The 11,605-nt window shown below is 71.7% G+C and carries 9 protein-coding genes; 2 read left to right on the plus strand and 7 right to left on the minus strand.

What is annotated here, in order from left to right; all coding sequences use genetic code 11:
* Positions 1-135 precede the first annotated feature (135 nt).
* Positions 136-1,164, plus strand: coding sequence for a TerC family protein (locus EDF48_RS10585; RefSeq protein WP_111086101.1), 1,029 nt, complete (start codon positions 136-138; stop codon positions 1,162-1,164).
* A 219-nt stretch (positions 1,165-1,383) separates the two neighbouring features.
* On the opposite strand, the gene EDF48_RS10590 is transcribed toward EDF48_RS10585, so the two are convergent.
* From EDF48_RS10590 to EDF48_RS10620, 7 genes are all read right to left on the minus strand, one after another.
* Entirely contained in the window at positions 1,384-5,247 is a 3,864-nt protein-coding gene (locus tag EDF48_RS10590; protein ID WP_243698087.1) for an AAA family ATPase, read from the minus strand.
* A 47-nt stretch (positions 5,248-5,294) separates the two neighbouring features.
* Positions 5,295-6,266, minus strand: coding sequence for a bifunctional DNA-formamidopyrimidine glycosylase/DNA-(apurinic or apyrimidinic site) lyase (mutM, locus tag EDF48_RS10595; RefSeq protein WP_131879837.1), 972 nt, complete (start codon positions 6,264-6,266; stop codon positions 5,295-5,297).
* Positions 6,267-6,270: 4 nt separating this feature from the next.
* Positions 6,271-6,996, minus strand: a complete 726-nt coding sequence (gene rnc / locus EDF48_RS10600; protein WP_228506018.1) for a ribonuclease III — start codon at positions 6,994-6,996, stop codon at positions 6,271-6,273.
* 13 nt (positions 6,997-7,009) lie between these two features.
* Entirely contained in the window at positions 7,010-7,213 is a 204-nt protein-coding gene (gene rpmF, locus EDF48_RS10605) for a 50S ribosomal protein L32 (protein ID WP_017888273.1), read from the minus strand.
* A 55-nt stretch (positions 7,214-7,268) separates the two neighbouring features.
* Positions 7,269-7,850 (minus strand): DUF177 domain-containing protein, encoded by a 582-nt coding sequence (locus EDF48_RS10610; protein ID WP_131879917.1) that lies wholly within the window; start codon positions 7,848-7,850, stop codon positions 7,269-7,271.
* A gap of 130 nt (positions 7,851-7,980) precedes the next feature.
* Positions 7,981-8,466 carry a pantetheine-phosphate adenylyltransferase gene (gene coaD / locus EDF48_RS10615; RefSeq protein ID WP_111086053.1) on the minus strand — a complete coding sequence of 162 codons (486 nt, stop codon included), beginning with the start codon at positions 8,464-8,466 and terminating at the stop codon, positions 7,981-7,983.
* A 43-nt stretch (positions 8,467-8,509) separates the two neighbouring features.
* Positions 8,510-10,738, minus strand: a complete 2,229-nt coding sequence (locus EDF48_RS10620) for an ATP-dependent DNA helicase RecG (protein WP_131879839.1) — start codon at positions 10,736-10,738, stop codon at positions 8,510-8,512.
* 86 nt (positions 10,739-10,824) lie between these two features.
* Here EDF48_RS10620 and EDF48_RS10625 point away from each other — a divergent pair, with 86 nt between their 5' ends.
* Positions 10,825-11,388 carry an RsmD family RNA methyltransferase gene (locus EDF48_RS10625; RefSeq protein WP_123294845.1) on the plus strand — a complete coding sequence of 188 codons (564 nt, stop codon included), beginning with the start codon at positions 10,825-10,827 and terminating at the stop codon, positions 11,386-11,388.
* Positions 11,389-11,605 lie beyond the last annotated feature (217 nt).

Genomic DNA, 11,605 nt, shown 5'->3' on the forward strand with positions numbered 1-11,605 from the left:
CCGTCAGTACGGCCCGGAACGATCCGGACCCGGGGCGCCGGTCGTGCAGCACCGGTTCCGGTGCGACACGGCGGAAGAGACCTTCAGGCCTCGGCGTACCCGCACATCAGCGGCGCGCCCTACCTGAAGGAAACCGTGGACGTCCCACTCTTCGTCTGGCTCCTCACCATCGCAGGCATCCTCGCCCTGCTGGTGTTCGACTTCTACTCGCACGTGCGCACCCCGCACGTGCCACACATCCGCGAATCCGCGTTCTGGTCCGTGTTCTACATCGGACTCGCGATCCTGTTCGGCTTCGGCATCCTGGTCTTCGGCGGCGGACAAGCCGGCGGTGAGTACTTCGCCGGGTGGCTCACCGAGAAGGCGTTGTCGGTCGACAACCTGTTCGTCTTCCTCATCATCATGACGAGCTTCGCCGTACCGAAGGAGTTCCAGCAGAAGGTCCTGCTGGTCGGCGTCGCGATCGCCCTCGTCGCCCGAGGCATCTTCATCGCGCTCGGCGTCACGATCATCGAGAACTTCTCGTGGGTGTTCTACCTGTTCGGTGCGCTGCTGTTCTGGCTCGCGTGGTCGCAGGCCCGCAGCGGCAACGACCACGGCGGCGACGAGGGCGACTCCCGCCTGATCCGCATCCTGAAGCGCATCATCCCGACGTCGGACCACTACGACGGCGACCGCCTGACCACCAAGGTCGACGGCAAGCGCCTGTTCACCCCGATGCTGCTCGTCATGGTCGCGATCGGTCTGACCGACGTGCTGTTCGCGCTCGACTCGATCCCCGCGATCTTCGGGCTGACCCAGGACGCCTTCATCGTGTTCACCGCGAACGCGTTCTCGTTGCTCGGGCTGCGGCAGCTGTACTTCCTGATCGCCGGGCTGCTCGAGCGTCTGATCTACCTCGGCCAGGGCCTCGCGGTCATCCTCGGCTTCATCGGTGTGAAGCTCGTCTTCCACGCCATGCACGTCAACGAGCTGCCGTTCATCAACGGTGGCGAGCACATCGAGTGGGCGCCCGAGATCCCGATCTGGTTCTCGCTGGGCTTCATCCTGCTGACCATCGCGGTCGCGACGACCGCCTCGCTGGTCGTCTCGAAGAAGCGCCAGGAGCGCGGGCTCACCCCGACGGGCGAGCCGAAGGAGTCGGTCGCGGCCGACGCGGAGTAAGCGTCACGCCCTGGACGGGCGGCAACACAGACGGGAGGCACGGTGCCAGCTGGCACCGTGCCTCCCGTCTGTCCGTGGTCGCGACCAGAGCTACGAAAGCGACAGATCTCGTCGCGGGCCCACGATCCTCTCCATGAAAGCGACAGATTGCCGCGAACTGTTGGCGGAGATCTGTCGCTTTCGCGGCGCGCGACCGCAGCCAGCCAGCCAGCCAGCCGGCTACGCGACCGCGTCGGCGGGCTCGCGCTTCTGCACCCGCTGGCCGACGACGGCGGACACGCCGTCCTGCCGCATCGACACCCCGTACAGGGCGTCGGCGATCTCCATCGTGCGCTTCTGGTGCGTGATGACGATGAGCTGCGACGACTCGCGGAGCCGCTCGAACACCGTCAGCAGGCGGCCGAGGTTGGCGTCGTCGAGGGCAGCCTCGACCTCGTCCATGATGTAGAACGGCGACGGCCTGGCGGTGAAGATCGCGACGAGCAGCGCCACTGCGGCCAGGGACCGCTCGCCACCGGACAGCAGCGTCAGGCGGTCGATCTTCTTGCCGGCGGGCTTCACCTGCACGTCGATCCCGGTGCCGAGCAGGTCGGTCGGGTCGGTGAGGTTGATCGAGCCGGAGCCGCCCGGGAACAGGATCGGGAAGATGACGTCGAAGGCGTCCTTCGTGTCGTTGAACGCCGACTCGAAGATCGTCTGCATCTTCGTGTCGAGCTCGTCGATGATCGTCATCAGGTCGGTGCGGGTCTTCTGCAGGTCCTCGAGCTGCTCGGCGAGGAACGCGTGCCGCTGCTCGAGCGCCTGGAACTCCTCGAGCGCGAGCGGGTTCACCTTGCCGAGCCGGCCGAGGTCGCGTTCGGCGGCCTGCAGGCGGCGCTCCTGCTCGGCGCGGACGTACGGCACGGTCTCGACGTCGTCGGGGTCGACCTCGTCGGTGACGTCGAACTCGGGCAGGGCGGGGCCGCCGGGCAGGGTCGATTCGGCGTCGACGAGCGCCACCGTGTCGTCGCCGGGGCTGGTGTCGAGGTCCGCAGTGCCGTCGTCGCCGGGGGCGATGTCGGTGTCGGCATCGTCGACCGGCACCGTGTCGCCGGCCGCTGGCACTGTGTCGCTGTCGACCGGCACCGTGTCGCCGTCCGCCGGCTCGTCGAGGCCCGCCGAGGCAGCCGCCGCGCGCTCGGCGTCGCGGTGCTTCCGCGCCAGCACCCGCGGGTCCACCAGCACGTCGACCGGCACCGGCACGGTCGGCCCGTACTCGGTGACGAGCACGGCCTCGGTCAGCCCGAGGTCGCTCAGCGCCCGGTCGAGCACGCCCGACACGTGCAGCTTCTTCTCGTAGATCTGCATCTCGAGCGAGTGCACGCCGTCGGTGATGGTCTGCAGCCGGTCGCGGAGCTCGCGCTCCTCGTTGCGGATCGCCTGCAGTTCGGTGTTGCGCTTCGACCGTTCGGAGTCCTCGGTCGCGAGCTGCACGCGCGCCTCGGCCAGCGAGCGGTCGACGGCGCCCAGCACACCCGGCAGGTCGGCGAGGACGGCTTCGGCGGTCTCGATCTGCCCGCGGCGGATCACCGCGCGACGCGCTGCCTCCTCCGCCGCCGCGCGCTCGGCCTCGAGCTGCCGTTCGAGCTGGTCGGCGCGGTGCCGTTCGGCGCGGACACGCTCGCGCACGGTCTGCACCTGGATGCGCTGCTCGACCTCGGCGGCGCGTGCGGCCTCGAGTGCGTCCTGCAGGCCCGGACGCTCGGAGGCGTCGACGACGGGTCGCTCCTGCTCGGTGAACGCGCGAAGCGCCGCCTCGGCCTCTTCCAGAGCGGCGTCGACGACCTCGACGGCGCCGTCGGTCTCGGCGAGGGCGGCACGCAGGCGCTCCACCTCGGCCGCTGCGTTCTCGGCCTTCGCCCGCGTCGAGGCGCTGGCCCGGTCGTACTCGGCCGTCGCCTTCGCGTGCGCGCGGGATGCCGCGTCGGCCTCGTCCGCACGGCGGCGTGCGTCCTCGACGGCGGTGCGTGCTGCCTGGAGGCCCGTGGCTGCGTCCTCGGCGTCCGCCCTGATGGCGTCGCGTCGCGTCACAGCGTCGTCGCGCTCCGCGACGAGCTCGATCCGCGAGGTCACGCGCTCCCCGCCGCCGGTGACGCGGACGGCGCGCACGAGGTCACCGGACCGGGTGACGACCGTCGCGTGCGGGGCGGCGGCGAGCACGGCCTCCAGGTCGAGCGTGTCCGCGTTCGCGCCTTGGTCGTCGGCAGTCTCTGCGATCAGGGTGTTCCGCAGGATCGCGGCGATCGCCGGCGGGCCCTGCACGAGATCGAGGGCACGGCGGACGCCGGCCGGCAGCGTGTCCGGCAGGTCCGTGGGGGCGACCTCGGCGTCCGCGACGACGACGTCGATGCGACCGATGTCCGCGGAGCGGGCGTGGTCGACGGCGTCGAGCGCGACCGCGCGGTCATCAGCGAGGACGGCATCCGCGAGCCCGTCGAGCGCGACGGCGACGGCGCCCTCGAACCCGGGCGTCACCGTGAGCGCGTCGGCCAGGCGGCCGACGATGCCCGCACGTCCGGCGTCGATGAGCGCCTGCGAACCGTCGCGGACGTCGATCGACATGCCGAGCGCCGCGACCCGCGCGTCGAGGGCGTCCCGCTCGCGCTCGAGGGCGTGCAGCCGGTCGCGCTGCTCGTCGCGGGTGGCCTGGGCGGTCTCCAGCTGCGCACGAGCCGCCTGGAGCGTGGCGGCGAGGGCCTCGTCGTCGACGCCCTCGGACGGGTCGGCACCGAGCTCGGCGAGGGCCGCGGTCGCACGCTCGGCGCGTTCGCCCGCCTCGGCGAGGGCCCGCCCGCGGCGTTCACGGTCCGCCACCGTGGACCCGCGCTTCGACCGGGCCACGTCGACGGCGTTCGCCAGCCGCTGCGCCTCGAGGTCGTGCTGCGAGACGCGGGCGGCCTGCGCGGCGATGCGTTCGTCGAGGGCGTCGAGGGCGTCACGGGCGGCCTGCACCGCACGGGCGGTCTCGGCGGAGCCGCCCTGCATCTCGTCGGCGCGGGCGGCGAGCCGATCGGCCTCGGCACGGACACCGGCCACCCGCTCCGGGGTGATCGAGGGGCCCTGCTGCGGGGCGTCGGCCTGCTGCGCCAGGAACATCAGCCGCTGGTTCGCCAGGCTGGACAGCCCGCGCAGGCGCTCCTGCACGCTCTCCAGGCGGTGCACCACGGTCCGGGCGCGATCGACGTCGTCGCCGACCATGCTCTGCTCGACGTGCTGCTGGCGGACCCGGGTCTGGTCGAGTCGCTCGGTCAGGACGATTCGCTCGGACTTGCGGCCTGCCTCGACCTCTTGGTGGTCGTGCAGTTCGCGGCGCAGCCGGACGACGTCGTCGGCGAGGATGCGGGCCTTGGCGTCCCGCGCGACGGCGGCGACGGACTGGGCCTTGCGGGCGACCTCGGCCTGGCGGCCGAGCGGCTTCAGCTGGCGTCGGATCTCGCCCGCGAGGTCGGACAGGCGGGTCAGGTTCGTCTGCATCGCGTCGAGCTTCCGGAGGGTCTTCTCCTTGCGGCGACGGTGCTTCAGGATGCCGGCGGCTTCCTCGATGAAGCCGCGGCGGTCCTCCGGGGTGGCGTGCAGGACCTTGTCGAGCTGCCCCTGCCCGACGATGACGTGCATCTCGCGGCCGAGGCCGGTGTCGCTCAGGAGCTCCTGCACGTCGAGCAGCCGGCAGTTCTCGCCGTTGATGGCGTACTCGCTGCCGCCGTTGCGGAACAACGTGCGTGCGATCGTCACCTCGGAGTAGTCGATCGGCAGCAGCCCGTCGGTGTTGTCGATCGTCAGCAGCACCTGGGCACGGCCGAGCGGCCCGCGGGTCGATGTGCCCGCGAAGATGACGTCCTCCATCTTGCCGCCGCGCAGGGTCTTCGCCCCCTGCTCGCCCATCACCCAGGCCAGGGCGTCGACGACGTTGGACTTGCCCGAGCCGTTCGGGCCGACGATGCACGTGACGCCCGGTTCGAACGCGAACGTCGTCGGCTGCGCGAAGGACTTGAACCCCTTGATGGTCAGGCTCTTCAAGTACATGCGGTCTCCGGGTGTGCTCACGCGTGCTGCGGCGGGGCCGCTGCTGGGCTGTGCTGCTGGGCGTCAGGCTAACGCGTGCGGGCGCGGGGACGCGGTTGGCACACGGGACAGATGTGGCTCGACCGGTTCATGAATGCCTCGCGCACGATCGTCGTGCCGCAGCGGGGACAGGGCTTCCCCTGCTGTCCGTACACGTTCAGCCGCTGCGAGAAGTACCCGGACTGCCCGTTGACGTTGACGTACTGGGCGTCGAAGCTCGTCCCGCCGTCCTCGAGCGCACGCCGGAGGACACTGCGCACCTCGTGCAGCAGGCGTGCGAGGTCGGCACGGGTCAGCCGCTCGGCCGGTCGGTCGTAGTGCAGCTTCGCAGCCCAGAGGGACTCGTCGGCGTAGATGTTCCCGATGCCGCTCACGACGCCCTGGTCGAGCAGGATCCGCTTGATGCCGCTCGAACGCTTCCGGGCGATGGCGGTGAAGCGGTCGTCGTCGAACGCGGGGTCGAGCGGGTCGCGGGCGATGTGCGACACCTGCTGCGGCACGCTCCGGCGCCACACGGCGTCGGGGTCCGATGCGTCGACGTGCCCGGCGAACCCGGCGGGGGCGCCGTCGACCGTCGGCACCATCGCGTCGATCGCCATCGAGCCGAAGGTGCGCTGGTCGACGAACTCGAGCTCGACCGCGGGTTCGGCGGTGCCGTCGCGGTCGGTGCCGGCGGGTTGCACGTCGATGAGGATGCGGCGGTGCTTCGCCGCCGGGCGATCGCGGCCGAGCAGGATCTGGCCGCTCATGCCGAGGTGGGCGACGAGCGCTTCGGGCCGGTCGCCCTCGTGCTCGGGCTGCAACGGCATCCAGAGGAACTTGCCCCGACGGACCGCTGCGGCGATGGTGCGACCGGTCAGGCGGTCGGCGAAGTCCTCGGCCGGGCCGTCGTGCCGGGTGAGCGCGCGCTCGTCCACGACGTCGACGTGCAGCACCCGAGCGCCGCTGACCGCGGGTTCGAGGCCGGCGCGGACGACCTCGACCTCGGGGAGTTCGGGCACGCGGTCAGGCCGCTCGGCCGGACAGCCGGGTCCAGGCGTCGAGCGCCGCGGACATCTCGGCCGCCTTCTTGCTCGAGCCGGTGCCGACCGCGATGTCCTCGCCCTGCAAGACGACGGTCGCGCTGAAGGTCTTGTCGTGGTCCGGGCCGGTCTCGGTGACGCGGTAGGCCGGGTTGCCGAGCGAGAGGCTCGCCGCGAGCTCCTGCAGGCTCGTCTTCGGGTCCATCGCGGCGCCGAAGCGGTCGGGGTCGATCATCAGCGGCTCGACCAGGCGGAGCACCAGGTCGGTCGCCGGGTCGGGGCCCGCGGACAGGTAGGTGGCGCCGATGACGGCCTCGACGGTGTCGGCGAGGATCGACGACTTGTCGCGGCCGCCGGTCTGTTCCTCGCCCTTGCCGAGGCGCAGGTACTGGCCGAGCCCGATCATCCGGGCGATCTCCGCCAGCGCGACCGTCGACACCAGGCTGGCGCGACGCTTCGCGAGGTCACCCTCGTCGAGGTCGGGGAAGGACCGGTAGAGCTTCACGGTCACGGCCTGGCCGAGGATCGAGTCGCCGAGGAACTCGAGGCGCTCGTTGTGCTTGATGCCCCCGTGCTCGTAGGCGTACGAGCGGTGCGTCAGGGCGAGCTGGAGCAGCTCGAGGTCGATGTCGACCCCGAGCTGGCCCTGCAGACGAACGACGTCCGGCCCCACGGGGCGGGACCCCGTGGCGCCGGACGTCGTCGTCATGCGTTCGGTCCGATCAGACGTCGGCGACCTTGCGGCCCTTGTACTCCATGTACAGGGGGGTGCCGGCCGAGTCCTCGACGACCTTCGCGCGGTGCGGGAGGCTGTAGGTGACCTGACCGTTCTCGATCGTCTTGACGAGCTGGATCGGCGTGGCCTTCCACTGCGAACGACGGGCGTGCGTGTTCGCACGGGACTGCTTGCGCTTGGGAACGGCCATGGTGAATCTCTTTCGCTTGGTCGGTGGTCGGTACGGGGGCTGGCGGTGTCGGGGCCTACTCGGCCTCGGCCCGCTCCTCGCCCTCGGTGGTCTTCGTGTCGGTGATGTCGCCGTGGGCGGCACGCTCGGCTTCTTCGAGCTGGATGCCGGTCAGGGCTGCCCAGCGCGGGTCCAGGGTCTCGTGAACGGGCTGCTCATCGAGGTCGGCCAGTCGCTCGCCCGTCACCGGGTCGAGGCCTGGGCAGTCCGGTCGGCAGACCGGCTGGAACGGCAGCGCCAGCACCACCGCATCTCGAACGACCTGTTCGCAGTCCACGTGGTCATCGCGAACGAAGAAGTCGAAATCCTCCGAGGCATCATACGCGAACAGCTCGGCGAAATCGACCTCGACGGGCTCGCTGATGTCGATGAGGCAGCGCGAGCACTCCCCCGTCGCGTCGGCCGAGGCGTGACCGGACACGAGGACACCCTCGTGCAGGCCCTCGAGCCGCAGGTCGATGCGCAGCGGAGCACCTTCGCGCACCGCGATCACACCGGCTCCCAGCGCGTCCGGCACCACGATGTCGAGCGAGTGCTCGCGCATCTCGCCCGGACGGTGCGCCAGGTCGCGCACGCGCAGGGCGTAGGGGCTGTTCACGTGGGAAGACACGATCGTCAACCCTAGCGTGAACGCAGCCGAGAGTCGAGGCAGGCGGGGGTGTGTCCGCGCGTCGTCCGGCCGGGCCTCCGGCTCGGCCTCCGGCTCGGCGTGCGGCTCAGCGCACGGCTCAGCGTGCGGCGAGGGCCGCCGCCACGGCCTTCGGCACGTAGGGGGTGACGTCACCGCCGAGCGTCGACACCTGGCGGATGAGCGAGCTCGACACGTGGGAGCGCGAGGCGTCGGGCAGCAGGAACACGGTCTCGACGTCGGCGAGGTGCCGGTTCATGATCGCCATCGGGGTCTCGTACGCGACGTCCTCGCCCGACCGCACGCCCTTGACGAGCACCTTCGCCCCGACCTGCCGGCAGTAGTCGACGAGGAGCCCGGAGGTCCACTCCCCGACCCGGACCGTTCCCGGCGTGCCGACCTCGGCCAGGGACTCCTCGATGAGCCGGACGCGGTCGACCGCCTCGAACATCGCGGGCTTCTTGTCCGGGTTGTGCACCACGAGCACGTGCACCTCGTCGAACAGCCCGGCGGCTCGACCGATGACGTCGAGGTGCCCGAGCGTGACGGGGTCGAAGGAACCGGGGACCACCGCGATCTGCGCCATGGCAGCGACGATACCGGTCCGTGCCGGTGCATCCGGCCCGGGGTCAGTTCTTGCCGAGGAACGCCGCGTCGGACTCGTCGAGGCGGCATGCCAGTGCCTCACGCAGGGCCGGGGACCCGTCGAGCTCGGGATCGGGTTCGAGGACCCGCTCGGCTTCGCCACGGGCGTCCACGATGAGGTCGGCGTGCTCGACCACGCGCAGCAGGTTCAGCGACGACCGGCCGCCCGACTGCCGCTCGCCGAGCACGTCGCCCTCGCGCCGGAGCTCGAGGTCGACCCGGGCGAGCTCGAAGCCGTCGTCCGAGGCGGACACCGCGTCGACGCGCTCCCGCGAGGTGGTCTCGAGCTCGGCGGTGGTGACGAGCAGGCAGACGCCCGCCCACTGCCCACGGCCGATGCGTCCGCGCAGCTGGTGCAGCTGGGAGACACCGAAGCGATCGGCGTCGAGCACGGCCATCATCGCGGCGTTCGGCACGTCGACACCGACCTCGATCACGGTCGTGGCGACGAGGACGTCCAGGTCGCCGGCGGCGAAGGACGTCATCACGCGGTCCTTCTCGTCCGCCGTCATCCGGCCGTGCAGCACCGCGATCCGCCGGCCGTCGAGCACGGGCATCGTGCGCATCCGCTCGGCGGTGGCGAGCACGGTCGCCGGCGCGCGCTTGGGGGCGTCGTCCTCGGACTCGGCGGGCGCGGGCTCGCCGTCGTCCTCGGCGTGGGCGTCGTCGATCGCGGGGCAGACCACGAAGGCCTGACGCCCCTTGTCGAGCTCCTCCGCCATCCGGGACCAGATGCGGGACTCCCACCCGGGGTGCTCCGCCAGCGGGACCGTGAAGGTCTCGACGCCGGCACGACCGGAGGGCAGCCCGGTGATCGTCGAGACGTCGAGGTCGCCGAACACCGTCATCGCGACGGTGCGCGGGATCGGGGTGGCGGTGAGCACCAGGACGTGCGGCGGGGTGGCGCCCTTGGTCCGGAGCGCTTCACGTTGCTCGACTCCGAAGCGGTGCTGCTCGTCGACGACCACGAGCCCGAGCTCGGCGAAGTCGACGCGGTCGCCGAGCAGGGCGTGGGTGCCAACCACCAGCCGCGAGCTGCCCGACGCCGCGGCGAGCAAGGCCCGTCGGCGTTCGTCGGTGGACTGCGACCCGGTCAGGATCACCGGACGGAGCTCGGCCGCGAGGTCCGGCCCGAGGAACTTCACGATGGACCGGAGGTGCTGCGCGGCCAGCACCTCGGTCGGGGCGATGAGGGCGGACTGCCCGCCGGACTCGGCCACCGTGAGCATGGCGCGGATGGCCACGAGGGTCTTGCCGGAGCCGACCTCGCCCTGCACCAGCCGGTGCATCGGCCAGGTGCGGGCGATGTCGGTGTCGATCTCGGCACCGACGGCACGCTGGTCGTCGGTCAGGGTGAACGGCAGGGTGGCGTCGAAGCGCTCGAGGATGCCACCGGGAGCCGCCACCCGCGGGGTCGCCGCGGTGCGTCGGGCTCGGATCCGGCGCTGCACCAGGGCGGTCTGCAGCACGAACGCCTCGCGGTAGCGCAGGGCGTCCTGCGCGCGCTTGAAGTCCGCGACCTTCTCGGGGCGGTGGAGCAGCTCGAGCGCCCGGCGGAACGGGACGAGGTCGAGCCGGCTGCGCGCCGAGGCCGGCACCGGGTCGGGCAGGTCCGGCAGGGTGTCGAGCACGATCCCCATCGACTTCGCGATCTGCCACGAGGTGAGCGAGGCCGTCGCCGGGTAGATCGGGATCGGCTGCCGCGACCACCGGATCGCTTCGTCCGAACCCGGGTCGGCCGTGGCACGCGGGTCGTCGGGGTCGAAGAGCTCGTAGTCCGGGTGAGCGAGCTGGCGGGCACCGCGGTAGTCGCTGACCTTGCCGGAGAAGATGCCGCGGGCACCGGGCACCAGGTCCTTGGTGCGCCAGCCCTGGTTGAAGAACGTCAGGGTGAGCAGCCCCTTGCCGTCGCCGATCTTGGCTTCGAGGATCGATCCGCGGCGGGCACGCATCGTGCGCTCGCGGACGTCGACCACCTCGGCCACGATGGTGACCGGCTCGCCGATCGCCAGGGAGTCGAGCGCCGTCAGGGCCCCGCGCTCGGCGTAGCGCCGGGGTGCGTGCTCGAGGAACTCCCCCACCGTGCGGTGGCCGAACGCCTTCTGGATCGCGGACGCGGTCCGACCACCGAGCACGTTCGCGAGCCGCGCGTCGAGGGGCGCCGGACCGAGGTCGGGCGCGGCCGGCGCAGCGGGGGTTCCGGTGGTGACCACGGACACCACGGTACCGGGCACGACCGACGTGCCACGTGCCTCCCGTCCGGCCCGTGGACGACGCCGCCGGCCGATACGGTGGCTGCATGACCCGCATCATCGCCGGCGCCGCCGGCAACACGACGCTCCGTGTGCCGAAGTCCGGCACCCGGCCGACGAGCGACCGGGTGCGCGAGGCGCTGTTCTCGTCGCTCGAGGCCCGTGGGCTCGTCGACGACACCTCCGTCGCGGACCTCTACGCCGGCACCGGTGCCCTCGGGCTCGAAGCGGCGTCGCGCGGTGCGGTCGAGGTCGTGCTGGTCGACCGCGCGTCGGCCGCGGCGCAGGCGTGCCGGGCGAACGCGAAGGCCGTGCAGCAGCGGATTCCCGGGGTGCGGATCGACGTGCAGCCGCAGCCGGTGCTCGGGTACCTGCGCGGGACGGTGCGCACGTTCGACCTGGTCTTCATCGATCCGCCGTACGACGTGACCGAGCACGAGATCGCCGAGGTGCTCGAGACGCTCGTGCCGCGGTTGACCGCCGGTGCCGTGGTGGTCGTCGAGCGGAGCAAGCGCTCCGCCGAACCGACGTGGCCCGCCGGGCTCGAGCCGTTCAGCAAGCGCAGCTACGGCGAGACCGTGGCGTGGGAGGCCGTGGCCGCCGCCGGCTGAGCCGCGCGGGCGTGGGTGGGTGGGCGTCGCTGGGTGGGCGCGTTTCGCGACGATCCACGAGTCGATCGACGCGTGCCGTGTCGCAAGATGCGCATGCATCGGATGCGTGCGCATCTTCCGACAGGACGCCAGGTGATCGACGCGTGTTCCGTCGACAGATGCGCGCGCACTGACCGGGAGGCCCGGCTCGGCTCCGCCACGTCGCCTCCGCCCGGCC

The organism is Curtobacterium sp. PhB191 (genome assembly GCF_004346515.1).
GTDB lineage: Bacteria > Actinomycetota > Actinomycetes > Actinomycetales > Microbacteriaceae > Curtobacterium.